The 24173-nt window shown below is 58.6% G+C and carries 22 protein-coding genes; 6 read left to right on the forward strand and 16 right to left on the reverse strand.

Annotated elements, in window-relative coordinates; all coding sequences use genetic code 11:
• Positions 1-60 precede the first annotated feature (60 nt).
• A complete protein-coding gene (locus HMPREF9161_RS03520) occupies positions 61-441 on the reverse strand; it encodes a hypothetical protein (protein ID WP_009728307.1) in 381 nt (126 codons plus the stop codon).
• Positions 442-847: 406 nt separating this feature from the next.
• Here HMPREF9161_RS03520 and HMPREF9161_RS03525 point away from each other — a divergent pair, with 406 nt between their 5' ends.
• The 4 genes from HMPREF9161_RS03525 to HMPREF9161_RS03540 are packed head-to-tail and all read left to right on the forward strand — an operon-like array spanning position 848 to position 5873.
• The gene (locus tag HMPREF9161_RS03525; RefSeq protein ID WP_009728308.1) at positions 848-1774 is read left to right on the forward strand and encodes an ABC transporter permease; all 927 of its coding nucleotides are present in this window, start codon (positions 848-850) and stop codon (positions 1772-1774) included.
• 4 nt (positions 1775-1778) lie between these two features.
• Entirely contained in the window at positions 1779-2618 is an 840-nt protein-coding gene (locus HMPREF9161_RS03530; protein WP_009728309.1) for an ABC transporter permease, read from the forward strand.
• Between the two features lie 43 nt (positions 2619-2661).
• Positions 2662-4194 carry an ABC transporter substrate-binding protein gene (locus tag HMPREF9161_RS03535; RefSeq protein WP_009728310.1) on the forward strand — a complete coding sequence of 511 codons (1533 nt, stop codon included), beginning with the start codon at positions 2662-2664 and terminating at the stop codon, positions 4192-4194.
• A 32-nt stretch (positions 4195-4226) separates the two neighbouring features.
• Positions 4227-5873 carry an ABC transporter ATP-binding protein gene (locus HMPREF9161_RS03540; protein ID WP_009728311.1) on the forward strand — a complete coding sequence of 549 codons (1647 nt, stop codon included), beginning with the start codon at positions 4227-4229 and terminating at the stop codon, positions 5871-5873.
• Positions 5874-6142: 269 nt separating this feature from the next.
• Here the strand turns inward: HMPREF9161_RS03540 and HMPREF9161_RS03545 are convergent, their stop codons facing one another.
• Both HMPREF9161_RS03545 and hcp read right to left on the reverse strand, forming a co-directional pair.
• The gene (locus HMPREF9161_RS03545; protein WP_009728312.1) at positions 6143-6916 is read right to left on the reverse strand and encodes a hypothetical protein; all 774 of its coding nucleotides are present in this window, start codon (positions 6914-6916) and stop codon (positions 6143-6145) included.
• Positions 6917-7131: 215 nt separating this feature from the next.
• Positions 7132-8799: a hydroxylamine reductase gene (gene hcp / locus HMPREF9161_RS03550; protein ID WP_009728313.1), complete on the reverse strand. Its 1668-nt coding sequence runs from the start codon at positions 8797-8799 to the stop codon at positions 7132-7134.
• A 249-nt stretch (positions 8800-9048) separates the two neighbouring features.
• Here hcp and xylA point away from each other — a divergent pair, with 249 nt between their 5' ends.
• Entirely contained in the window at positions 9049-10377 is a 1329-nt protein-coding gene (xylA, locus tag HMPREF9161_RS03555) for a xylose isomerase (protein ID WP_009728314.1), read from the forward strand.
• Here xylA and HMPREF9161_RS03560 read toward each other — a convergent pair.
• From HMPREF9161_RS03560 to chvE, 5 genes are all read right to left on the reverse strand, one after another.
• The gene (locus HMPREF9161_RS03560; RefSeq protein WP_009728315.1) at positions 10333-11367 is read right to left on the reverse strand and encodes an AraC family transcriptional regulator; all 1035 of its coding nucleotides are present in this window, start codon (positions 11365-11367) and stop codon (positions 10333-10335) included. The genes xylA and HMPREF9161_RS03560 overlap by 45 nt on opposite strands.
• Before the next feature lie 48 nt (positions 11368-11415).
• Positions 11416-12891 (reverse strand): xylulokinase, encoded by a 1476-nt coding sequence (xylB, locus tag HMPREF9161_RS03565; protein WP_009728316.1) that lies wholly within the window; start codon positions 12889-12891, stop codon positions 11416-11418.
• A 25-nt stretch (positions 12892-12916) separates the two neighbouring features.
• The gene (gene mmsB / locus HMPREF9161_RS03570; RefSeq protein WP_009728317.1) at positions 12917-14107 is read right to left on the reverse strand and encodes a multiple monosaccharide ABC transporter permease; all 1191 of its coding nucleotides are present in this window, start codon (positions 14105-14107) and stop codon (positions 12917-12919) included.
• A 16-nt stretch (positions 14108-14123) separates the two neighbouring features.
• Positions 14124-15680, reverse strand: a complete 1557-nt coding sequence (gene mmsA, locus HMPREF9161_RS03575) for a multiple monosaccharide ABC transporter ATP-binding protein (protein ID WP_009728318.1) — start codon at positions 15678-15680, stop codon at positions 14124-14126.
• 90 nt (positions 15681-15770) lie between these two features.
• Positions 15771-16868 carry a multiple monosaccharide ABC transporter substrate-binding protein gene (chvE, locus tag HMPREF9161_RS03580; protein WP_009728319.1) on the reverse strand — a complete coding sequence of 366 codons (1098 nt, stop codon included), beginning with the start codon at positions 16866-16868 and terminating at the stop codon, positions 15771-15773.
• A 258-nt stretch (positions 16869-17126) separates the two neighbouring features.
• Here chvE and HMPREF9161_RS03585 point away from each other — a divergent pair, with 258 nt between their 5' ends.
• Entirely contained in the window at positions 17127-18149 is a 1023-nt protein-coding gene (locus tag HMPREF9161_RS03585; protein WP_009728320.1) for a LacI family DNA-binding transcriptional regulator, read from the forward strand.
• Between the two features lie 86 nt (positions 18150-18235).
• Here the strand turns inward: HMPREF9161_RS03585 and HMPREF9161_RS03590 are convergent, their stop codons facing one another.
• The 8 genes from HMPREF9161_RS03590 to prmA all read right to left on the reverse strand — a co-directional run bounded on the left by HMPREF9161_RS03590 (position 18236) and on the right by prmA (position 24054).
• A complete protein-coding gene (locus tag HMPREF9161_RS03590) occupies positions 18236-18826 on the reverse strand; it encodes a GNAT family N-acetyltransferase (RefSeq protein ID WP_009728321.1) in 591 nt (196 codons plus the stop codon).
• A 20-nt stretch (positions 18827-18846) separates the two neighbouring features.
• The gene (locus tag HMPREF9161_RS03595) at positions 18847-19941 is read right to left on the reverse strand and encodes a DegT/DnrJ/EryC1/StrS aminotransferase family protein (RefSeq protein ID WP_009728322.1); all 1095 of its coding nucleotides are present in this window, start codon (positions 19939-19941) and stop codon (positions 18847-18849) included.
• Positions 19931-20344 (reverse strand): FdtA/QdtA family cupin domain-containing protein, encoded by a 414-nt coding sequence (locus tag HMPREF9161_RS03600; protein ID WP_009728323.1) that lies wholly within the window; start codon positions 20342-20344, stop codon positions 19931-19933. Before HMPREF9161_RS03600 ends, HMPREF9161_RS03595 begins: the two co-directional genes overlap by 11 nt.
• A 111-nt stretch (positions 20345-20455) precedes the next feature.
• Entirely contained in the window at positions 20456-20986 is a 531-nt protein-coding gene (locus HMPREF9161_RS03605; RefSeq protein ID WP_051010573.1) for an ECF transporter S component, read from the reverse strand.
• A 101-nt stretch (positions 20987-21087) separates the two neighbouring features.
• Positions 21088-21771, reverse strand: coding sequence for a cytochrome c biogenesis CcdA family protein (locus tag HMPREF9161_RS03610; RefSeq protein ID WP_009728325.1), 684 nt, complete (start codon positions 21769-21771; stop codon positions 21088-21090).
• A 30-nt stretch (positions 21772-21801) separates the two neighbouring features.
• Entirely contained in the window at positions 21802-22341 is a 540-nt protein-coding gene (locus HMPREF9161_RS03615; protein WP_009728326.1) for a TlpA disulfide reductase family protein, read from the reverse strand.
• A 13-nt stretch (positions 22342-22354) separates the two neighbouring features.
• On the reverse strand, positions 22355-23101 hold the full coding sequence (locus HMPREF9161_RS03620; protein WP_009728327.1) for a 16S rRNA (uracil(1498)-N(3))-methyltransferase: 747 nt from the start codon (positions 23099-23101) through the stop codon (positions 22355-22357).
• Positions 23101-24054, reverse strand: a complete 954-nt coding sequence (gene prmA, locus HMPREF9161_RS03625) for a 50S ribosomal protein L11 methyltransferase (protein ID WP_009728328.1) — start codon at positions 24052-24054, stop codon at positions 23101-23103. Before prmA ends, HMPREF9161_RS03620 begins: the two co-directional genes overlap by 1 nt.
• Between the last annotated feature and the right edge of the window lie 119 nt (positions 24055-24173).

The raw sequence follows: 24173 nt of genomic DNA on the forward strand, positions 1-24173 counted from the left end.
AGCTGTCCGTCGGGAGACGTACGCGGCCGCCCTGCCCCTTCGCGTACGCCACCCCATCCGCTAGTCATGGCGCAGCCTCCAATATGCGACCCATGCGGACAGCATGACACCGACACCAACACCTAACAGCCAATCTAACCACTGTATGGTATCCGCCCTGCGCACAATCAATACAAGCATCACAACCGAGAAAAATAATATTGTCTTCACCATTTGCCATGTGATAGAATGTCCACAGGGCAAGGGCGATTGCACGCCCCCCTTTCCTGCGGCTCCGCTGTCAGTTATTTGCGTTTCCTGCGCTTTCGACTGCGGGGCTTTTTCTTTTTGGATTTTTCTTTCGGCGCTCCTTTGCTCAAGACATTTACTGAGCTTGTGGCCCCCTTCTCCTACCGTTATCAGCGCAGCGGCGAGGTCGATGTAATCCGTCTTTTCTATCACATGTCTCACCTCCTTTCTATGGCTTTATTATATCATCTCCTCTTGCTTTCGTCATTTTTTCAAGATAATTGATAAGGCGATACAGGATGTTTGTCAAACGCTTATCCCACTGTCCTATCGTTGGACGTATACCATCCCATCGATTCATATCTCGCGTGTTCATAGTCAGCATTTATCGTTTCTTTCATAATAAAGATTTTCTCCAAGTTTCTTCCGGTATTTGCAAACGTATCTTTTCGAATACAACATATGAATATATAAGTACTTTCACATAAAAGCAAAATATTTAGATAAAATTATGTAATCCCATTGACATTTTTCTGAGAAACATTATATACTATGTATTCATTTATCGTATTTATATCTAAGAGTTTATAAAACCTACGCGAAGGAGGTGCACGCGCCGATGAAAACGCTCTTGCAGCGATGTTTGCAGTTCATCCCCGTCTTTTTCGGCATCACGCTTCTCTCGTTCGGTCTGCTCTACATCGCGCCGAGCGATCCGGTCAGCATACGCCTCTCTGCAGGCGGGATCAGCGCGGATCCGCAGGTCGTGCTGCGGATGCGGGCGGAGATGGGCCTCGACGAACCGTTCCTCGTGCAGTACGGCATGTGGCTGGAGCGCTTCGTGCAGGGGGATATGGGCCGGTCGTACATGACGGATCTGCCGGTGGCGCAGACTTTCCTGCAGGCGCTCCCCTACACGCTCCGTATGGCGGGCGCCGCCATGCTGCTCACGCTCCTCATCTCCCTGCCGATCGGCATCGGGATCGCCGCGTGCCGCGGCAGCCGCGCGGACTACGGGGTTCGCCTGCTGACGTTCATCGTGAGCGCGACGCCGAGCTTCATCGTAGCGATTGTCCTCATGTTCATTTTTTCGTACCGGCTCGGCTGGATCCCGGTGCTCGCGACGACGAAGCCCATCGGCATGGTGCTGCCGTCGGCGGCGCTCGCTATCGTCATGTCCTCGCGCTATATCCGGCAGGTTCGCGCGGCGGCGCTCGACGAGCTCGACAAGGACTACATCGTCGGGCTGCGCGCGCGCGGCATCCCCGAGCGGCAAATCCTCTTTCGGAGCGTCCTCAAGAACATCATGGTTATCGTCATCACGCTGACGGGCATCTCGGTCGGCTCTCTGCTCGGCGGCACAGTCATCGTTGAGACGATTTTCAATTGGTCGGGCATCGGACACCTCATCATGACGGCAATCAGCAACCGCGACTACCCCATCGTGCAGGCGGTGGTCGTCTGGATGGCGCTTGCCTTCTTCTGCGTGAACCTGCTCGCAGATCTGTCGTACCGGTATTTCAATCCGAGAATCAAGGATCTATAAAACGATGCGCATACCAACCATGAAACGACTGCCGCCGGCATTCTGGCTGCCGGCCCTGCTGAGCGGGCTCGTGCTCCTCATCGCCCTGTTTTCCGCGCAGCTCGCGCCGTACGACCCGTATGCGACGGACCCGCAGATGATCCTCGCGCCGCCGTCAGGCGATCATATCTTCGGCACGGACAACTACGGCAGAGATATTCTATCGCGGACCCTCGCCGGCGGGAAAACGTCCATTTTTTCGGCGCTCTTTATCGTGCTCGCCGCCTCTTCGCTCGGCAGCCTCGTCGGTCTCCTCGCAGGATACTATCGGGGACGGGCAGACGCCGTGCTCATGCGCGTGACGGATATCTTTCAGGCGTTCCCCGACATCGTGCTCGCGATTGCGGTCGCAGGCGTCCTCGGCGGCGGCCTCTTCAACGCGGTGCTCGCGCTCGTCGCAACGACGTGGACGCAGTACGCGCGTATTGCGCGCGGCGCGGCGATTGCTGCCAAAGAGGAGACGTACGTCCACGCGGCGCGTCTCAGCGGGTGCGGCGACGTGCGCATCCTGCTCCTGCACATTCTGCCGAACGTCGCGGGTCCCCTGGTCGTCACCGCCGTGCTCCACGTCAGCACCATGATGATGGGCCTCGCGGGGCTCTCCTTCCTCGGCATCGGCGTCCAAATTCCCGCGGCGGAATGGGGCGCGATGATCAGTGAAGGACAAAGGTATCTCCAACAGGCGCCGTGGGCCGCGCTCGCACCGAGCTGCGTCATGGTCGCCGTGATGATGCTCTTTAACCTGTTCGGCGATCAGGTACGTGATCTGCTGGACCCCAAGCTGCGGGAAAGACGCGCAGACTGACATGCCGTCTTGTTGTATAAAAGTTTGTCATAGGAGGTAAACCATGAAATTTAATTTTCGGAAAGCCCTATGCGCCGTGCTGATGGCCGCTGTGCCGCTCGCCGCGGCCGGCTGCGGCGGATCGGATACGTCGGCGGACGGCGGGAAGAAGATCGTCCATGTGGGCGGCACCGTCGCTGTCTCAACGGGTACCATGGATCCGGCGAAGGAGTGGAACGGCTGGTCTGCCGTCCGCTACGGCGTCGGCGAGACGCTGTTCCGGCTGGACGACGCGCTGCAGCCGCAGCCGTGGCTCGCGGAAAAGGCAGAGAATCTCGAGCCGACCGTATGGCGCATCACGCTGAAGGAGGGCGTCACCTTCTCCAACGGAGAGAAGATGACCGCCGATAAGGTCATCGCCTCTCTCAAGCGCACGGCGGAGCTCAATGACCGTGCGGTATGGCTGAAGGACGCCGTGTTCACCGCGGAGGGAAATACCGTCACGATCAAGACGAAAGAGCCGAACGCGACGCTCGTCAACGACCTCTCTGACCCGTACGCCGTCATTCTCGACGTTGCGGGCACGATGGACTTCGACAATGCCCCCGTCGGCACGGGCCCGTTCGTGATGACCTCATTTGAGGCCGGCAAATCCGCGGTCATGGAGAAAAACACAAAGTATTGGGACGGCGACGTGAAGGTCGACGGCCTCGAATACACGAGGATCGCGGATTTCAACACGCTCGCGATGGCGCTCCAGTCGGGCGAGATCGACGTGGCGCTCGACCTCAGCCCCGAGAGCGCGGAGACGATCGCGCAGTCGGATCAGTTCACGGTGGTCAAGACGCCGCAGACGCGCACCTATCAGCTCTATTTCAATCTTGATAAACTGACCGAACCCGCCGTGCGCGAAGCGATCATGTACGGTGTGGACAAAAAGACCATCGGCGACGACGTACTGAAGGGCGCCATGACGCCGTCCGGCAGCGCGTTCCTCGCTGCGACGCCGTTCGGCGATCCCGCGCTGAAGCTCCGTTCCTACGATCCGGAGAAGGCGAAAGCAGTGCTCGCCGCAGCCGGCTATGCGGACAGCGACGGCGACGGCATTGTCGAAAAGAACGGCAAACCGCTGACCGTCGAGATGGGCGTCTACAAGCGCCTCTTTAACGAAAATATCACAACGGAGATGCAGGCGCAGCTGAAGAAGATCGGCATCAACGTGCAGATCACCGCGCACGAGAAGGCGAATTACCTCAAGCCCGGCGATTTCGAAATGTCGCTCTACTCCGTCATCACGATGCCGACCGGCGATCCGTACGCCTTCCTGCGCGACGTCATGAGCACACAGGGCGTCGCCAACTTCAGCCGCTACAACAATCCGGCCGTGCAGAGCATGCTCGCAGAACTCCCCAACACCTTTGATTTCGCGAAGCGCGTCGCGCTCGTCAACCGCATTCAGCAGCAGGCAATCGACGACGGCGCGATGGATTTCATCGGCTTCAACAACATGCAGGCCGGCATCTCGAAGCACGTGACGGGATTCCTGACGACGCCCAGCGACTACTATCAGGCGTCGAAGGATCTCGACAAGCATTGAGCCCGTTCACGAAGGGCCGAGGAGACAGAGGGATGCGGGAACTCCTGCGCATTGACCACCTGACAGCAGGCTACGGCGGCAGCTCCGTGATCCGGGACATTCATCTATCCCTGTGCCCGGGCGAAGTGCTCGGCATCGTCGGTGAGAGCGGCAGCGGAAAATCGACGCTCTTAAAGGCCGTCGCACAGATCCGCGGGCTCGCTGCGGATATCCTTGCGGGCAGCGTACACTTTGCGGGGCGCGATATGGCCGCGGTCTCTGTGGCGGACAAGCGCCGCCTGCACGGGGAAGAACTCGCGATGGTGTTCCAATATGCGAGCGCCTCGCTGAACCCGTCGCGGACGATCGGCGCGCAGCTCAAAGAAGCTGTGCGGGCACATGAAAAGCGCCCGCCCGACGAGATTCGTGCGCGCGCGGAGGACGTGTTCGGCGGCATGGGGTTTTCGGATGTGGACCGCATTCTTGCGGCGTATCCGTTCGAGCTCTCGGGCGGCATGGCGCAGCGTGCGGCAATCGCGCTCGCCGTGATCCTGCGCCCGCAGCTCCTCCTTGCCGACGAACCCACGTCGGCGCTCGACGCAACGATTCAGCTACAGGTGCTGGACGAACTGCGTGCGCTGAAGGACCGGACGGGAACGGCCATCCTCCTCATCACCCACAACATCGGCGTCGTGCGGCACATCGCCGACCGCGTCGCCGTCATGTCCGGCGGCTGCATCGTCGAACAGGGCAATGTAGCGGAGGTCCTCGGAAACCCACAGCATCCATATACGCGGGAACTGCTTGCGGCCGTACCGAAGATGTCCGCGACACATACGGACTGCGACCGCAAAGATCATACAGAGAAAAATACCGTCCCTATAGCCTCCCCCGTCCGAGCGGGGGAGGGGGGCCGCGTAAGCGGTGGAAGGGGCGCCCATTTCGAAGATCTCCTGCGCTTTGACAACGTCTCCATGCACTTTGACGATGCGGCGGGACGTGTGCAGGCAATCAATGGCATCTCCTTTTCCCTCGGGCGGCGCGAACTCCTCGGCATCGTCGGCGAAAGCGGCAGCGGTAAATCCACCGTTGCAAAGCTCCTCACGGGGCTGCATCTGCCGACGGGCGGGAATATCTTCCTCGACGGCAGGGACATCACGCGCACAAACAGAAAGGAGCGGCGCGCGCTCTACACGCGCATCCAGATGGTGTTTCAGGACGCGCCCGGCTCGTTCAACCCGCGCCGCACCATCGGTGCGATGATCGGCGAGACCATCTGCCGCCTGTGCGCGCCTGATGGCCGCCGGACGGAGGAACGCGTCGCCGCCCTCCTCTCTGAGGTGGGGCTGCCCGCATCCTATGCGCGTCGCTACCCGCACGAGATGAGCGGGGGCGAATGCCAGCGTGCCGCGATTGCGCGCGCAATGGCGGTGCATCCCGATATTCTCCTGTGCGATGAGGCGACCTCGGCGCTCGACGTCTCCGTGCAGGCAAAAATCGTGTCCCTCCTGCTCCATCTGCAGAAAGAACACGGCATGAGCCTCATCTTCATCTCGCACGATTTGCCCCTCGTAAGTTCTATCGCGGAACGCGTGCTCATCATGCGCGCGGGGCGCATCGTCGAGGAGGGCACGCCGCGCCGCGTCCTCACGAATCCCACGGACGAATACACCAAAAATCTCCTGCGCGCGGCGCTGTGACGCCGCGGCATTATAAAGACAGCCCTACATACACTGAAACCGTATGCGGGGCTGTCTTTATTTTATGGTATGAATGCAACTATTCTCTCAGCGTGAGAAAAATTTCAAGATATGCGCACATGGTAGAATTGCCGGATAGTAAATGAGGCGTCAGCGCTAATGCATCGCTGGGAATGAGGAGAATGCGAGCGAAGGCGTAGATGAAACCTACGTCGAGCGACGCATTCGACGATATGACGAAGCTAGGCGCAGCGATCACGCTTCATGCCTTATCCGCCGACCCAATAGAAGATAATATGCGTCCCATCCTCTGATATGCCAATGATATTGGCGCGCGGACGACTCGGATCGTCGCCGATATCCCAAACGTAAAAAACGAATTTTTCCTTCAATACGCCCAACTTCGCAGGATGGGGCACATAATCGATAAACAGGCGCTGCCACAGAGGAAGCGCCTTGAACCGCGGCACAGCCGCCGCTTCGTCCACACGAATCTCGGGGACGCCGATCACATTGTTGATGCGGGAACTCCTCGTGCGCATCTCCGCGCGTTCCCGCGCCATCGTATCATACGGACGGATATTTTCTTTTGCATCACGATAGGAAAGATACGCCTCGTCCTCCCCGGGGCCGAAGGCGATCTTGCTCCACACCTGCACATCGTAAGCGCTCTCCGGGATCTCTTTTGGGAAAAAAGCCCGCCGCACGCGCGTATAATTTTCCCTGCCGTTCGGCGAAAAATCAGGATAGATAAAAAACTCAATAATAATAAACGCAACCGTCACGACGACCGTAAAAAAGGGAAATCCCACACTCCATAATGTCTGTCCCCATCCCCTACACCGCCGCACAGCAAGGTAGGCCGATACGGTACAGAGCGCCATGAGCCGGCTAACGGAGACCGCGCCCCATGTGCTCAGGAGCAGGACACACCCCCACCCCAGCAAAAATAAGACAGCCGGTATGTTGAACGCGCGCAGGTCGCCCCAAAGTATGTGAAGTGCGCGCCCAAATCCCCGCACAAGTCGTTTTGTCCGCATCATAAAACAATCCCTTATACAATTTCATCCCGGCTATCATAGCACATATATTAAATTTAAAAAAGCATTTATTATAAAAATAAAAGAAAATATTATAAATCAAGATGAACGAAACAGCCGTGATGTGACCACGGTTGTCATACCGCAAAATCCGCCGCACACAAAAGCGCCTGCCGCAACCGGGCAGACGCCTTTTCTATACACAGATCGTTATTGAATTACACAGCAGCGGCAGCCTGTGGCGCTGCCTCGACCTCGATGCCGAACATCGCCATATCGTCCTCGACGTTCGTGATGCCGCCGATGCCGAAGTTCTCGACGAGCACCTTCGCCACATTCGGCGAGAGGAACGCGGGGAGCGTGGGGCCGAGACGGATGTTCTTCACGCCGAGGTGGAGCAGGGCGAGGAGAACGATTACGGCCTTCTGCTCATACCACGCGATGTTGTACGCGATCGGCAGATCGTTGATATCGTCGAGACCGAAGACCTCCTTGAGCTTCAGCGCGATGAGCGCGAGCGAGTAGGAATCGTTGCACTGACCGGCATCGAGCACGCGCGGGATGCCGCCGATATCGCCGAGATTCTTCTTGATGTACTTGTACTTCGCGCAGCCCGCCGTGAGGATCACCGTATCCGGCGGGAGCTTTTCCGCGAACTCGCCGTAGTAGTCGCGCGACTTCATGCGGCCGTCGCAGCCGCCCATGACGACGAACTTCTTGATCGCGCCGCTCTTAACGGCCGCGACGACCTTGTCCGCCACGGCAAAGACCTGCTCGTGCGCGAATCCGCCCACAATCTCGCCCGTCTCCAGCTCCGTCGGGGGCGCACACTTCTTCGCACACTCAATGACGGGCGTGAAGTCCTTATCGCCGTTGACAAGAGGAATATGCGTGCAGCCCGGCACGCCGACCGCCGCCGTCGTAAAGAGGCGGTCCTTGTAGCTGTCCTTCGGCGGCACGACGCAGTTTGTCGTCATGAGAATCGCGCCATTGAACTTCTCGAACTCCTCTTTCTGCTGCCACCACGCGTTGCCGTAGTTGCCGACGAGGTTGTCGTACTGCTTGAACTTCGGATAGTAATGCGCGGGGATCATCTCGCCGTGCGTATAGACGTCGATGCCCGTGCCCTTCGTCTGCTCGAGGAGCCGCTCGAGGTCCTTGAGATCATGGCCGGAGATGAGAATGCCCGGGCGGTTCCGGACGCCGAGTTTCACCTTCGTCACCTCGGGATTGCCGTAGGTGCTTGTATTCGCCGTATCGAGGAGCGCCATGCCCGCAACGCCCCACTTGCCCGTTTCGAGCACGAGCGCCGTCAGCGCGCCGCCGTCCATCGTATCGTCGAGCAGCTGCGCCAGCGCGCGCTGCATGAACACGTCCACTTCCTCGTTCTCATAGCTCAGCGCATTCGCGTGCTCCATGTAGGCCGCAAGGCCCTTGAGCCCATAGGTCGTCAGCTCGCGCAGGCTGCGGACATCCTCGTTCTCCGTGGCGAGAATGCCGACCGTCTTCGCCTTTGCCGCGAAATCCGCGCGCGCCGCCGTCCAGTGGGCCGCCGCAGGAAGGTTCGACGCGTCGGAGATCTGCCCGAGCAGGTCGGCCTTCAGCGTAAGCGATTCCTCAATCACATTCATGATGGCCTCGCGGTCGAAGTTCGCATTCGTAATCGTCACGAAAAGGTTCATCGTCACGCGGTGGTTGGTCTCCACCGAGACCGGCTTGCCCTCCGCGCGCAGCGCCGTCGTTACGGCGCCCAGTCCCTTCGTCACATAGACGAGGAGGTCCTGCATCTCCGCAACGTCCGGCTTCTTGCCGCAGACGCCCTGCACCGTACAGGCTTTGCCGCCCGCCGTCTCCTGGCACTGATAGCAAAACATTTTTGCATCCATAAAGAGTCTCCTTTGTCCAATACACATTTCTTGCCCGTATTATAGCAAAGGAGTTCTTGTGAATGATGTAACATATGTTACTCGCCGATAATCAATAGGAATTCTCAGTTTTTAGGGGTACGACAGCAAACTAATCGCCCCTTTCAGCCGATTTATGCAGGAAATATCATATTGTCCGCGCTATAATGTCACTATATACTGTCGGATACGGCGGTACAGGTTTAGGACAGGCAAAAAAGGAGAAGCGTTATGAGCGAAATTTTTCCAAATATCCCTCATATCAAATACGAGGGCAGAGACAGCAAAAACCGTCTGGCATTCAAATACTATGATCCGCAGCGCGTGATCCGCGGCAAAACGATGGAGGAACACCTCACATTCGCGATGGCGTGGTGGCACAATCTCTGCGCCGTGGGCGTAGATATGTTCGGCGCGGGCACGGCGGACAAAACGTTCGGCGCGCAGCTGGGTACGATGGCACATGCAAAGACGAAGGTCGACGCCGGCATCGAGTTCATGCAGAAGCTCGGCATCAAGTATTACTGCTTCCATGACGCGGATATTGTCCCCGAGGATCCGACCGACATCAACGAGACAAACCGCCGCCTCGAGGAGCTGACCGACTATCTCCTCGAAAAGACGAAAGACACCGGCATCCGGTGTCTCTGGGCGACTGCCAATATGTTCAGCAACGCGCGCTTTATGAACGGCGCGGGCAGCAGCAATTCGGCGGATGTATTCTGCTTTGCTGCGGCGCAGGCGAAAAAGGGCATCGAGCTCGCCGTGAAACTCGGCGCGCGCGGCTATGTTTTTTGGGGCGGCCGCGAGGGCTACGAAACGCTGCTCAACACGGATATGGCGCTCGAGCAAAGCAACGTTGCACAGCTTTTCCGCATGAGCCGCGATTATGGGCGCGGAATCGGATTCAAAGGGGATTTCTACATCGAGCCGAAACCGAAAGAGCCCATGAAACATCAGTATGACTTCGATGCTGCGACTGCCATCGGATTCCTCCAGAAGTACGGACTCGACGACGATTTCAAGATGAATATCGAGGCGAACCATGCGACGCTCGCGGGACATACCTTCCAGCACGAACTGCGCGTCTGCGCCGTGAACGATATGATGGGATCCGTAGACGCGAACCAAGGAGATATGCTGCTCGGCTGGGACACGGATCAGTTTCCTTCCAACGTCTACGATACGACGATGGCGATGTATGAGATTCTCAAGGCAGGCGGCCTGCGCGGCGGACTCAACTTTGACGCAAAGAACCGCCGTCCGAGCAACACGGCGGAGGATATGTTCCTCGCCTTCATCGTCGGCATGGACACCTTTGCCCTCGGTCTCATCAAGGCGGCGGCACTCATCGAGGACGGACGCATCGACGCGTTCGTCAAGGAGCGCTACGCGAGCTACGAAACGGGCATCGGCGCAAAGATCAAAAACGGTGCGGCGACGCTTGAAGAGTGCGCCGCGCATGCCGCAGCGCTCAAGGCGCCCGCCGATCCGGGATCCGGACGCCAAGAGTACCTAGAGGGCATCGTGAACAACATACTGTTCGGCTCCGCATGTTAACGCCGCACCGAACCGAATACGCGGCATCGTTCTGCGTGTCGGTTTGGCCTGTTGGGCGCGAAAGGCGCTCAGCATGCGCAGGCCGTCGGCCGGGGAAATTTTTTTCTCCGAACGCGCCGGTGAAGCGGGTCTCCTTCGTAAGGAGATCCGCTTTTTTTGTCGGTATGCGCCGGGTGTGCATCCGTGCTCCTCACGAAATAATTTCGTCAAATAGCGCACATCGGAGAACCCGCAGCTGAGGCTGACCTCCAAAACGCTCTGCTCCGTCCCCTCCATAAGACGGCACGCATGGGCGAAACGCTTCTGTCGAAGATACTTTTGAAACGACATCCCGAGCATATCCTTGAAGAGATGAGACAGATAAGTCAGCGACAGATGTTCCCTCCGGGCGATCTCACCGAGCAGGAGTTTTCGTCTGTAATTGTTCTCAATATAGTCTAGGATGGAGAGCATTCGATCTGCACGTTCCCTGTGCGGCAGTCCCTCCGCCGTGTCGAGGAACGTCCACGGAAGATTCGTATTGAGAAGATAGTAGATCTGCCCGACACAGCTAAGACATGCGAACTCATAGTTCGGCCGCCGTCCGAAAAATATGGCGCCAAGCTCCGTCAGCAATTCAGAAAGCCGGGCATACTGATCCGGCGCAGCCGACAGTGCCGTACGCAGAGCAGAGTCACATGCGTATCGGATATTCTTCGCGCCGCTGAAAGCACGCTCCACAAGCTGTGCCGAAATCTGCACAATCAGCAATATGCCGTCTTCGTTCTCGACGGAGGCAAAGCGATGCGCCTCGAGCGGATTGACGAGATAGATATCTCCGCACCTAAGATTTCGGCGCATACCGCCCGTCTCCAGCACGACATGCCCGTCCAGTACAAGCCCGATTTCCATATCCTGATGCAGATGTGTGCCGCGTTCGTGCATCCGAACGAGAAAGACGTTCAGATCGCTGAGCTGTTCGTAGGAAATCACTTCGTATTCACCGGACATATTCCCCCTCCTTCCCGGCAAGTAATGCGGCCGCCGCCCTTCCGGCACTCAGTGCAGCCGCGGGAAAACGTCTTTCAGCGCGGGATAGATGAGCCGGTATTTTTGATACTGTGCCTCATAACGCGCGGCAAGTGCCGGTATCGGACGGACGGTCTCGGTCACGCGTACAATCGCTGCTGCGGCGGCCGCCGCATCCGGGTATGCGCCGCAGGCAAGCATCGCAAGCATCGCCCCGCCCATACCGGGGCCTTCTTCGGCGGCGAGCACATCCAACTCGATATTTAGGACATTCGCGAATATCCTGCGCCACAGCGGCGATTTCGCCCCGCCGCCGCAAATTTTGCTCCGTGTGATCCGTATGCCGAGAGAACGCGCGACTTCGAGGCTGTCACGCATCCCGAACGCCACGCCCTCGAGCATTGCCTGCACAAGATCGGCGCGCGAGGTATCCAGCGCCATTCCGACGAACGCTGCGCGCGCATCCGTATCGTTGATCGGGCTGCGCTCCCCCATGAGATATGGCAGGAAGAATACGGAATTTGAACCGAGCCGTTCCTCTGCGATCTTCATCTGTTCCGCCGCATAATCCTTTGTCCCCAGCACATGCTCCATCAGCCATGCATTGCAGGATGCCGCACTCAGCATGACCCCCATCAGATGATAGCCGCCGTCCGCATGCGCAAACGAATGCAGCGCATTATGCGGATCGACGCTGAAACGCTTGCTTGTCATAAAGATCGTGCCGGACGTACCGATGGAGATATTGCACGCTCCCTCGCCGACCGTGCCCGTACCGACAGCCGCGGCGGCGTTGTCCCCCGCCCCCGCCGCGACGATCGTTTCCTTTGGGATGCCGAGTTTCTGCGCCGCATCCGGCAGCAGCGTGCCGACCGGTGCGGCGGATGGGAATACCCGCGGCATCTGCGCCTCCCGCACGCCGCAGACGCGGAGCATCTCCTCCGACCAGCGGCCGCGTTCCACATCAAACAGGAGCGTTCCCGACGCATCCGACGGATCCGTGCAGTGCACGCCCGTGAGTTTATAGTTGATATAGTCTTTGGGCAGCATAATTTTATCAATGCGCGCAAAGAGCTCCGGCTCGTGTTCGCGCATCCACAGGAGTTTGGGCGCGGTAAAGCCCGCAAAGGCGATATTTGCCGTCAACACGCTCAGCCGCGACCTGCCGATCGTCTCGTTCAAATAGTCCACCGCACGCGCTGTTCGCCCGTCGTTCCAGAGAATCGCGGGACGGATCACACGGTCCCCACGGTCAAGCACGACAAGTCCGTGCATCTGTCCGCCCGCGCCGATGCCCGCCACCTGTGCCGCATCGTGCCCGGCGAGGAGTTCGGGGATGCCGTCCTCCACCGCCCTCCACCACTGCGCCGGATCCTGCTCGCTCCAACCGGGCTGCGGGAATGCGAGCGGATAGCTGCGCGACACAATATTTTTGATGTCTCCCGTCTCATCCGTCAGCAGCAGCTTGCATGCGGACGTTCCGAGATCAATGCCGATATAAAGCATGAAATCACCTCTCTTTTCATGCCGCTTACGATTTCGCCGACTGATTGTAGATATCGAATGCGACCGCCGCGAGAAGCACGAGGCCCTTGATCGCCTGCTGCCAATCGATGCCGACGCCCATGATCGACATACCGTTGTTGAGTACGCCCATGACGAGGCCGCCCACCACCGCGCCGATGATCGTCCCAATGCCGCCCGTCGCGGATGCGCCGCCGATATAGCACGCGGCGATGGCGTCCAGCTCGAACATCATGCCCGCCGAAGGCGCCGCCGCGTTCAAACGAGCGGAGAAGACGAGTCCGGCGACGGCAGCCATCAGCCCCATATTGACAAAGACGATGAACCGTACCCAACGCGTCTTGATGCCCGAGAGCTGCGCCGCACGCTCGTTGCCGCCCACCGCATAGATGTGGCGGCCGAACACCGTCCGGCTGCAGATAAAGGAATACAGCGCCACAAGGAAACCGAGCAGGATCAGGATGACTGGCAGCCCCTTGAACCGATCAAGCCAATAGCAGGAGACGAGACTGACGAGGACGATCGCCGCGCATTTCACCGTGAATACGGCAGCGCTGTCCGCCGGAATCCCATGGCGCAGGCGCTGCCGCCGTCCGTTCAGGACAATATAGATGCCGATCGCGGCGATGAGGACGCCGACGAGCATCGTGCTCATGGGGAGCGCACCGATGATAGGAATGTCCGCAAGGAAGCGCTGCGCAACGAATTGATAGCTCTCGGGAAACGGTGAGAGTGTGTTTCCGTCCAAAATAATCATCGTCGCCCCGCGGAAGAGCAGCATCCCCGCAAGTGTCACGATGAAGGCGGGCACGCGCACAAACGCGATCCAAAATCCCTGCCACGCACCGATGGCGATGCCGAGCAGAATGCACGCAGCGATCGTCAGCGGCACGGACATGCCCATCGTGACGATCATCGTCGCCGCGACCGCGCCGATCACGGCGACAACCGAACCGACGGAGAGGTCGATATCCCCCGTTAAAATGCAGGGCAGCATACCGATGGCGAGAATCAAAATGTAGCTGTTCTGCATCACGAGTTTCGAAATATTCATCGGCGCAAGCAGCACGCCGTCCGTACACCATTGGAAAAAGAGCGCAATCACGACCAGCGCGATAAACATCGCGTATTTATGCACCGCCGCCTGCACGATACCGGCGGCACGCACGCCGGATGACTCTTCTTTTTTCCCACTCATATGGATTCCTCCTCCGTCATCCGGCCTTTGACTGCCGGGTATTGCTCCGCATGATGTACCGCATGATGCTCTCCTGCGACGCTTCCTCCGCGGGCAGTTCGCCCACAAACCGTCCCTCGTTCATGACGTAGATGCGGTCGCTGACGCCGAGCACCTCCGGCAGCTCCGAAGAGATCACGAGCACACATTTACCCGCCGCCGCGAGTTCGTTGATCACGCAGTATATTTCATACTTTGCTCCGACGTCGATGCCGCGCGTCGGCTCGTCGAGAATCAGCACATCGGGGTCCGCATACAGCCAACGCGCGAGCATGACCTTCTGCTGATTGCCGCCTGAAAGATTGCGCGCGCGCTGATAGATGCCGGGCGCTTTGATGCGCAGTTTCTTCAGGTAGTCCTCCGCAACGCCGATCTCCTCCTCCTCGCGGATCACGCCGTGTGCAGCGAGCCGCGGAAGTGTCGGCAGGCTAATATTCTCGCGGATGCTCTGTCCGAGAATGAGCCCCTGCCCCTTGCGGTCCTCTGTGACGTAGGCGATGCCGTGTGCAATCGCGTCGCCCACGCTGTCCACACGAATCTCCTTGCCGTCCTTATAGATACGGCCCGTGATATTGCGTCCGAACGACTTGCCGAAAAGGCTCATCGCAAGCTCCGTGCGCCCCGCGCCCATGAGGCCCGCGATGCCGACCACCTCGCCGCGGCGCAGGCGGAGGTTCACATGATCCACCACGCGGCGCCCCGCAATGTAGGGCGAATCCACGCACCAATCCTGCACCTCAAGGCAGACTTCGCCGATATTCTGCTGCCGGCGCTGCGGGTATCGGTCCGTAATCTCGCGCCCGACCATACCGCGGATGATGCGCTCCTCCGAGATGTCGTCAGCGCCCTTCGTAAGCGTTTCAATCGTACGCCCGTCCCGGATCACCGTGATCTTATTGGCAACGCGCGTGACCTCATTCAGCTTATGAGAAATGATGATCGCCGTCATCCCGAGGCGGTCTCGCAGTTCCAAAATGAGTTTGAGCAGTTTCTCACTGTCGTCATCGTTGAGCGCCGCCGTCGGTTCGTCGAGGATGAGGAGGCGGACATCTTTGGCGAGGGCCTTCGCGATCTCGACGAGCTGCTGCTTGCCGACGCCCATCTTGTTCACGGGAGTCTCCGGCAAATCGTGCAGCCCCACGCGTTTCATGAGTTCGACGGAGCGTTCATAAACGGTCTCCCAGTCGATGATGCCGTGCGACTGCCGCTCGTTGCCGAGAAAGATATTTTCCATCGCCGAAAGATAAGGAATGAGCGCCAGTTCCTGATGAATAATAACGATACCGACCCGCTCGCTTTCACGAATGTCGTGAAACTTGCATTCCGCACCGTCATAGAGAATTGTCCCGCCGTAGCTCCCATAGGGGTACACACCGCTCAGCACGTTCATGAGCGTGGACTTTCCTGCGCCGTTCTCGCCCACCAGCGCGTGAATCTCCCCCGCGCGCACGGATATATTAACCTTATCGAGAGCGCGCACTCCTCCGGGAAAAACTTTCTCGATGTCCTGCATTTGCAAGAGTATGTCCGCCATAGTTTCACCTCCCAGAAAAAACGTCCCCTGCGATCCGATGAGACCATTCCGGTTCCCGAAGAATCGACAGAGGACGCAGCATCGTTCTATTTACTTCTGCAGCTCGGCTTCGGTGTAGTATCCGGAATCGATCAGCAGGGCCTTATAGTTGGAGGCATCGACAAATTTCGGCTCGAGAAGGTACGAAGGAACGACCTTCACGCCGTTGTTGTAATCCTTCGTGTTATTGACCTCCGGCTCCTGCTTATTAAGGACTGCTTCGACCATCTTCACAACCTCATCCGCAAGCGCACGCGTATCCTTGAACACAGACATTGACTGCTCCCCTGCAACGATCGCCTTCACGTTCGGCAGATTCGCATCCTGTCCCGTGATTACCGGCAGCTTCTTCCCCGCTGTGTTATAGCCCGCAGATTTCAGTGCCGACTGCACGCCGAGAGAAACGGAGTCGTTCGAGCAGAGCACCGCATCCACATTCGCGCCCGTATAATATGTCGTCAGGATGTTGTCCATACGCTCCTGTGCCTTTGCCTCGTCCCAGTTCGGCGTCGCGCACTGCTCGCGTGTCATCTGACCCGAGCGGACGACGAGCTGCCCCTTATCGATGTAAGGCTTCAGCACGTCCATCGCGCCGCCGAAGAAGAAGTTGACATTGTTGTCGTCCATCGGCCCCGTCGAAATCTCGAGGTTGAAGGGGCCTTTGCCCTCGGCCAACCCGAGTTTATCCGCGATGTACTGCCCCTGGATCTTTCCGACGAGGTAGTTGTCAAATGTCGCGTAGTAATTGACCGCATCCGTATTCATAATGAGGCGGTCGTAGGCGATGACCGCAACGCCCGCATTCTTCGCCTCGTTGAGTACCGAAGAGAGGGCACTGCCGTCGATCGAGCCGACAACAACGACCTTACAGCCCTTTGTGATCATATTCTCAATCTGAGATACCTGTGTCTCCACCTTGTTCTCGGCGAACTGCAGATCCACGTCATAGCCCTTCTCACGCAGCTTCTTCTCCATGTTCGCGCCGTCCTGATTCCAACGCTGGAGCGATTTCGTCGGCATCGAGACGCCGACCTTGACCCCCTTGCCGTCACCCGACGTACCGCCCGCGCCGTTTGATCCGCCGCATCCGGCAAAAAAAGCTGCGGTCACAACTGCCAGACCACAGGCTAGGAGTTTCTTCATGCGCATCCTTATCAGCCTCCTAAACAATGACCATAACGTCCTCTCTTAGGACTTTTCGCTCAGCATGTGTTCGAGCAAAATTTATGCATATAAACCAATTAAATATACAATGTTTATCATGCACTGTTATAACTGTGCTCGAGCACAGTTATAGATTAACAGAGAAAGGAATGAATGTCAAGTCTGAATTACCGGAATTTCTACAAAATATTTGTCAAACAGGAAAAAAGAACGTATAATGTGGCACAATGGGGAGGCGGATATATGATTACCATCAAACAGATTGCGGAACTATGCGGGGTCTCGCGCGGAACGGTCGACCGCGTCATCAACGGACGCGGCAATGTCAAAGAGGAAAAACGCGCGCTGATCCTCAAAACGATGGCCGAGTTCGGCTATCGGCCGAATCCCGCAGCACGTGCGCTCGTCTCCCAGAAGCAGAGCCCCATTGCGGGAATTGTCATCGCGGCAAGCGAGATCCAATTCTTCTCCCCCATCATCACCGCCCTGCGCAAAGCTGCCGACTATTACGGCCGTTTCGGACTCGAGACAGAGTGGCATCTTCTCACCGGCTACAGCGTCGCCGACCAATGCGCAGCGATCAATGCGCTGCGTGCAATGGGTGCTGAGGCGCTGATCATCAATCCTATCAACGATCCGCAGGTGATCGCCGCCCTCGAATCCGCCATTACGGACGGCATCTTTGTGGTCTCGCTCAACAACGACTTTGAGACCCCGCTTCCCCATATCTATGTGGGCTGCGATTACGAGGCGGGCGGACGCACCGCGGCGGCGCTCCTGCGCAAGATATGCAGGGGGCCCATCAACGCCGGCGTCAGTTACAGCGGAGAGCGCATGCTCGGGCATTTGCAGCGTGTCGAGGGATTCCGCAGCCGCCTCAATATGGAAACGGACTGCGGTGTCGTCGCCGTGGAGGAGGATTCCGACGACGATATCCACGCCTATGAAGAAACGCTTCGGATCATCGACGAACATCCCAAAATGAACGCCTTTTTCATCGCGACCTCGGGCGGCGCGCACGGCGTCTGCCAAGCATTCGTAAAACGCAGACGGGCGCAGGACGTAACCATCGTCACCTTCGATACCATTCCCGCCATCGAGCGATCGCTGCGTGCAGGCGTCATCGACGCCGCTATCTACCAACACCCGCGCCGGCAGGGCGAGATTGCCATGCAGATCACCTACGACCGCCTCGTCAGCGGTATTGCCCCCACACGAGAGCGCTATATCATGCAGAACGAGATTCGTATCATCGAAAATTTTTAAATTCCATAGCAATAGGGAGACGAAGCACGCCGCATCGCGTGTATCGTCTCCCTATTGCTGTGTCTATTTCTATTGTCGGACGGCGTTTACCCGATATCCGCGGGATATCCGAGTGCCGCCTCAGCCTCTGCCGCATAGCGTCGATAATCCGTCCACTCGCGAAAGAGTTCCTTCTGATGCATATTGTTGACGAACATCTCCTCCGGAAAGCGTATCGTTCCATAGTTCACGCGATAGCCCGTACGCCGGTAAAAATTCAGCGCTCTCTCATTCTCCCGCACGGCATGGATATAATTGATCGTCACGCCGAGCCCCTCGAAGAGAAACCGCGCGTGCAGAAGTGCCGCCTCAGCAAACGCTGCGCTTCTCCGATATGCGCGGTTCCCGACCAATACGCGTCCCGTAATGCAGACCCGCGCCGCAGGATCATAATGCGTCCAGCCGATCGTGCCGAAGGGGACGTCTCCCTCCCTTGCGACCATAACGAACAGGCCCTGCGTATCGTCCGCCGCATAGTGCCGGTACCATGCCCGCTGGTTCTCCTGCGTGAGGAGGAACGGCTGATTGAGGAACCGGTTATTCTCCGGGTCGTTGCGCCAATCGATGATATAGGGAAAATACCGCTCCTCCACCTCTGCGAGGTAAACGCGTCTGCCGTCCAATCGAATCTTGCCCATCAAATTTCTCTCCCTACCGCTCAGGAAAATCGATTGAGCGTATCAATAACGTATCCGATCTCATCGTCTCGCATGCCGTTGAACATGGGCAGGCTGAGCACCTCGTCGGCGTATTGCTCCGTCACGGGGAAGTCCCCGTGCGCATGTCCGAGGGATCGGTAGCACTCCGCGAGATGGGGCGGGATCGGGTAGTGGATCACCGTATCGATGCCGTGCTCTCTCAGATAGGCCTGCAGGCGGTCACGCTCCGCCGTACGCACGACGAACTGGTGGTAGACGTGCTCCGCGCCCGGACGCGTCTGCGGGAGTGTGATACGATCGTTTTGTATCCCCGCGAGATATTTTTCAGCGATTGCCTGACGCTCGGCGGTGAGCGCAGGCAGATGTTTCAGTTTTGTGCGCAGAAGCGCCGCCTGCAGCTCATCGAGACGCGAGTTGACACCGCACAGTTCATTATGATATTTTTCCCTGCTGCCGTAGTTGCGCAGCATACGTATTTTTTCCGCAAGGTCGGCATCATCCGTTACAATCGCGCCGGCATCGCCGAATGCGCCGAGATTCTTGGTCGGGTAGAAACTGAAACAGCCAATCGCCCCGAACCGCCCCGTCATCGTATCGCCGAAATGCGCCCCGTGCGACTGTGCGCAGTCCTCAATCACGGCAAGCCCGTATCGCTGTGCAATCTCCATCACGGGCGGCATATGGACTGCCTGCCCGTAGAGATGCACGGGCATAACCGCGCGCGTGCGGGGCGTAACGGCTGCCGCAAGCCGCTCTGTATCCAGATTATAGTACGCATCCGGCTCGATGAATACGGGTGTCGCGCCGTTCTCCGTCACCGCGAGCACCGTGGCGATGTACGTATTCGCCGGCACGACCACCTCGTCCCCCGCGCCGATGCCGAGCGCGCGGACAGAGAGTGTCAGCGCGTCGAGTCCAGAGTTCAGCCCGACGCAGTATTTCGCTCCCGTGAACGCGGCAAACTCGCGCTCGAACGCCTCGAGCTCAGGCCCTAAGATATACCGACCCGAACGGAGTGCGCGCAGCGCCGCCCCCTCATATTCCGCACGATGCAGTTCAAATTGACGGTCTAGTACCGCTAAATCAATCCTCATGCGCCTCTCCCTTCACCATATGCAGGAACTCGTCATAATCTCTGATATAATCCGCCGCGTCATATACCTCGGACGCCAAGACCATCAAGACGGCATCGGGGGAAAAGTCGTACATTTCGCGCCACATATTGTTTGCGACATATAAACCTTCATAAGGTTTTTCGAGCGGAACGACCTTCTTCTCACGTCCGTTGTCGAGGCGAATCTTGCAGCTGCCGTGAATGCAGATGAGTATCTGCTCGAGATTCTTGTGCGCATGATGCCCGCGCACCACCCCAGCAATCGTATCGTACATATAGTAGACGCGCTTGATGCGGAATGGAATATCGTTGAACTCCTCGAGCGCGACGAGCATGCCGCGGTCGTCCCCATGCGGCTGAAACATATATTTGACAATCTGCATAACATACTCCTTACGCCTCAGCTGTTGTCAGGATGCAAACTCCTTGGGATCGGCATCTTACACACTGCTGTTTATCGGAAATACCTGCCCCATTCATAAAGTGCCGGCGCATCAGATCTGTGGGAAACGCCCGCGCAGCATCGGCAGAAACAAAAAGGCGGCGATGCTGTTGACAACGCCTTCGGCAAGAAGTCCGGGGGCGGATGCAAGCGCCGCGGCCATGCTGTCATAGAGCACTGCCCCCGCAAACGTGTAGGCAGCGGCCATCCAAACGCTTGATATGGTAAGAGCCGCGACGATCCGTATCCGACCGGTCGCCCGTTGCCGCGGCGCTGCGATGCGGTAGACAATCTCCGCCATGCCGTATTTAATGACAATCGTCGGGAGCACCCACAGGGCAAAGCCGCCGAGGAGATCGGCAAGCGCCGAGCCGAGACACGCGGCAGTCACTGCCGTGCGGCGCGGGGCAAGCAAGGCGAGCAGGAAGATCACCGCATCGCCGAGATGGGCGTAGCCGAGCGGAATCGGAATATGCGGCACAAAAGTCGCGACGAAGACAAGCGCGGTCATGAGCGCTGTAAAGACAATTTCACGGGTGGCAAAAGCTGTTGGCGGCACGATATTCTCCTTCCCGTATACCATAGCATATACGAGATTAAAACACAATGTACAAATCCATACGGCATAACAAACGGCCTCTCCCTATCCGCATCGGACAGAAGGAGGCCGTTTCGGTTATAGTCCTATGAAAGCAATCGAACGAGCCGGGTCAGCGAATCCGTCCAAAGGAGAATGCCGAGGAGGATCAGCACGACGCCCGCCGCGCGCTGAATCGCAGGCAGATATTGATAGAATGCGCGCAGTTTCATGATGTGGCGGCGCCAAATGACGGCGAGCAGGAAGAACGGCACGGCAAAGCCGAGGCTATAGACAAAGAGCAGGAGCGCACCCGCCCCGACCGTCGCCGTATCGCCCGCATAGATAAGGATCGTCGCGAGCATCGGCCCCGTACAAGGGGTCCAGCCGAGCGTAAATCCGCATCCGAGCAGGAACGCGCCGCCGATGCCGGCGAACCCCTTACGTTGGAACGGACGATATTCGCGCAGCAGCAGCGGGATACGTATCCACCCCGTCATGAAGCATCCCATAACGATGATGAGCACGGCCGCGCCCTGCCGCAGAATATCTTGATAGGAAAAGAGCCACGCCCCGACAAGAGACGCGGTCGCGCCCAAGAGGACAAAGACGAGCGTAAAGCCCGCGAGAAACGCCGTCGTATTCGCGTAAAGGCGCCGCGCCTCTTCCCCGTCCTGTTTGCTGTTCTGTGCGAGAATGAGCGAGAACGTCGGAAGAAGCGGCAGGACGCAGGGCGAAACGAAAGAGAGGAATCCGGCAAGAAACGCCCCGCCGAGCATGGTGAGGGTCATAGGCCGATCCCCCCTCCGCAGGAAAAATTCTTAAAGATGGTTAACGACATCTTCGAGCTGCTCCTTCGTCACACCGCCCGTTCTGCGGTAGACCACCTTCCCCTCCGCATTGACCACGACGGTCGTCGGAATAGCGCGCACGCCGTAAAGCGCTGCGGCCGTCCCCTTCGTATCGAGCAGGACGGGGATATCCGCCTTGCGGTCCGCGAGGAATCCCTTGACCGGCTGGACTTCTTCCTGCAGGTTGACGGCGTAGAAGTCAACGCTGTCCCGGTGCGACGCGTAGAATGCCGCGATATCGGGGATCTCCGCCTGACAGGGCGGGCACCATGTCGCCCAAAAGTTGATCACGTAGGGCTTCCCCTTCGCCTCGACGGCAACATCTTCTCCCGCGAGGTTCTTGAGCGTAAAGGTCGGCGCGGTCTCTCCCGTCAGTCCCTTTCCCGACGCCTCCTGCTGCTGTGGACTCGCAGCCTGTCCGGCGGCCGCCCCCGTGTCATTGCCGCCGCATCCGACGAAGAGCGAGATTGCCATTGCTCCCGCGGCCGCGGCCATATAGATTCGCTTCATAATTTATTTCCTTTCATAGATCCAAATTTCCCAATTCGTACTGCGCCACGGTGAGCGCGGCAAGCGCCGCCGTCTCCGCACGCAGGATCAGGCGCCCGAGTGAAACGGGCCGTGCGCCCGCGGCGGTGAGGCGCGCGGCTTCGGCCGGAGAAAACCCGCCCTCCGCCCCGACAATCAGCACAACGCGCCGCATCGTCAAAGCGCGAAGCACGCTGCGTATAGACGCTGCACGTTCCGCCTCGTAGCAAAGGATCACCGCCGTATCCGGCGTGCCGAAGAGCGCCTCGTCTGCAAGCAGTTCCGCAACGGCCGCAACCGGAGCGACGCGCATAAGCGCGCTGCGCCCGCACTGCTTTGCCGCTTCGTCGGCGATCTTTTGCCAGCGCGCGGTCTTAGCCGCCGCTTTTTTTGCGTCGTAGCGCACGACAACATACTCCGTCGTGATCGGGCAGACTGCCGCAGCGCCGAGTTCGGCCGCCTTCTGCACGACAAAATCCATCTTCTCCCCTTTGAGGACGGCCTGTACAAGAACGATCTCTACCGCAGCTCCCGCCGCAGCCGGCAGATATTCTGCCAGACGCAGCGTCACCGCGTCCCGTACAACCGCCGCCACCGTCATACGCGCGGCGCGCCCGTCGGCCCCCGCGACGACGACGGTATCGCCGATCTGTGCGCGCATCACGCGCGCGAGATGGTGCGCGTCCCCGCCTGTGATCCTGATTTCCGATGCAAGTTCCCCTGCGTAAAAGAGGCGCCGCATTATATGGGAAGATCCGCGGTACGGCGCATGATCATCGCCGCCCATTCTTTCTCGCAGAGCATATTGAGCACGGTAAACCCGTGCGTCCCGGCCGCACGCTCCACATCTTTGATGCGGTCGTCGATGATGCCGGACGCAAGGAACGTCCCGCCCCGTGCGAGGTAGCGGTCGAGATCCCCGAGCAGGCGGATAACGACATCCGCAATGATATTTGCCGTAATGAGCTGCGCCGGCGGCATTCCTTCACACACGGCGAGCAAATCGCTCTCCAGCGCGGCGACGCGCCCCCGCACATGATTCTGCGCGATATTTTGTTCGGCGACGCGGACGGCAACCGGGTCGAAGTCCGTCGCGATGACTTCGCCCGCGCCGAGTTTTGCCGCGGCGACGGCCAGGATGCCGGAGCCGCAGCCGACATCGTAGACGCGCATCCCCGGAGCGACGAGATGCTCCAAAGAGCGCAGACACATTGCCGTCGTCGCATGAGCCCCCGTGCCGAACGCCGTGCCCGGATCCATGTCGATAACAATCTCGTTGGCCGACGGGGTATATTCCTCCCATGTGGGACGGACAACGATGCGCTCGCCGATCTTTTCCGTACGGACATACGCTTTCCACGTCTCCGCCCAATCCTCATCCGCAACAAACGTATGCGAAATCGCCCCGATGCCGACGCATACCCCGCCCTCCCGAAGCGCCTCCACGCGCGCCGAGAGGCGCAGCAGACGCCCCTCAAGCTGCGCGTCCTCCGGCAGATACGCCCGTACGGTCAACGTGTCCGTATTCTCCGCGCGCGGGAGATCGGTATAGTCCCAAAGTCCCGTGTCAATGTATTCGTTGACGAGCGACGGGTCGTCGATCTCGACGCCTGCCGCACCGAGTTCCATCAGAATGTTCGCGATCAGATCCGCAGCCTCATGTGTCGTTACGACGCTTACCTGTGCCCAGCGCATACCGCCGACCTCCTCCATTCCTGCAATGCATGGTTCTCCACTGAGAAATAGCCGTATGTTTATTATACATGAAACGAGCGGGAAACGCGACGGATTTTTCTTCCGGACACGGCTGCAGT

It is taken from the genome of Selenomonas sp. F0473 (assembly GCF_000315545.1).
GTDB lineage: Bacteria > Bacillota > Negativicutes > Selenomonadales > Selenomonadaceae > Centipeda.

Bases quoted from the DNA above. Each gene is read 5' to 3' on its own strand.
- xylB (WP_009728316.1), bottom strand. From the start codon at position 12,891: ATGCTTTATATCGGCATTGATCTCGGAACGTCCGCATGCAAGCTGCTG.
- HMPREF9161_RS03620 (WP_009728327.1), bottom strand. From the start codon at position 23,101: ATGCGGCGCCTCTTTTACGCAGGGGAACTTGCATCGGAAATCAGGATC.
- prmA (WP_009728328.1), bottom strand. From the start codon at position 24,054: ATGCGCTGGGCACAGGTAAGCGTCGTAACGACACATGAGGCTGCGGAT.
- xylA (WP_009728314.1), top strand. From the start codon at position 9,049: ATGAGCGAAATTTTTCCAAATATCCCTCATATCAAATACGAGGGCAGA.
- HMPREF9161_RS03535 (WP_009728310.1), top strand. From the start codon at position 2,662: ATGAAATTTAATTTTCGGAAAGCCCTATGCGCCGTGCTGATGGCCGCT.
- HMPREF9161_RS03560 (WP_009728315.1), bottom strand. From the start codon at position 11,367: ATGTCCGGTGAATACGAAGTGATTTCCTACGAACAGCTCAGCGATCTG.
- chvE (WP_009728319.1), bottom strand. From the start codon at position 16,868: ATGCGCATGAAGAAACTCCTAGCCTGTGGTCTGGCAGTTGTGACCGCA.
- HMPREF9161_RS03525 (WP_009728308.1), top strand. From the start codon at position 848: ATGAAAACGCTCTTGCAGCGATGTTTGCAGTTCATCCCCGTCTTTTTC.
- HMPREF9161_RS03590 (WP_009728321.1), bottom strand. From the start codon at position 18,826: ATGGGCAAGATTCGATTGGACGGCAGACGCGTTTACCTCGCAGAGGTG.
- hcp (WP_009728313.1), bottom strand. From the start codon at position 8,799: ATGGATGCAAAAATGTTTTGCTATCAGTGCCAGGAGACGGCGGGCGGC.
- HMPREF9161_RS03530 (WP_009728309.1), top strand. From the start codon at position 1,779: ATGCGCATACCAACCATGAAACGACTGCCGCCGGCATTCTGGCTGCCG.
- HMPREF9161_RS03595 (WP_009728322.1), bottom strand. From the start codon at position 19,941: ATGAGGATTGATTTAGCGGTACTAGACCGTCAATTTGAACTGCATCGT.
- HMPREF9161_RS03545 (WP_009728312.1), bottom strand. From the start codon at position 6,916: ATGATGCGGACAAAACGACTTGTGCGGGGATTTGGGCGCGCACTTCAC.
- HMPREF9161_RS03540 (WP_009728311.1), top strand. From the start codon at position 4,227: ATGCGGGAACTCCTGCGCATTGACCACCTGACAGCAGGCTACGGCGGC.
- mmsB (WP_009728317.1), bottom strand. From the start codon at position 14,107: ATGAGTGGGAAAAAAGAAGAGTCATCCGGCGTGCGTGCCGCCGGTATC.
- HMPREF9161_RS03610 (WP_009728325.1), bottom strand. From the start codon at position 21,771: ATGACCCTCACCATGCTCGGCGGGGCGTTTCTTGCCGGATTCCTCTCT.
- HMPREF9161_RS03585 (WP_009728320.1), top strand. From the start codon at position 17,127: ATGATTACCATCAAACAGATTGCGGAACTATGCGGGGTCTCGCGCGGA.
- mmsA (WP_009728318.1), bottom strand. From the start codon at position 15,680: ATGGCGGACATACTCTTGCAAATGCAGGACATCGAGAAAGTTTTTCCC.
- HMPREF9161_RS03605 (WP_051010573.1), bottom strand. From the start codon at position 20,986: ATGGTATACGGGAAGGAGAATATCGTGCCGCCAACAGCTTTTGCCACC.
- HMPREF9161_RS03600 (WP_009728323.1), bottom strand. From the start codon at position 20,344: ATGCAGATTGTCAAATATATGTTTCAGCCGCATGGGGACGACCGCGGC.
- HMPREF9161_RS03615 (WP_009728326.1), bottom strand. From the start codon at position 22,341: ATGAAGCGAATCTATATGGCCGCGGCCGCGGGAGCAATGGCAATCTCG.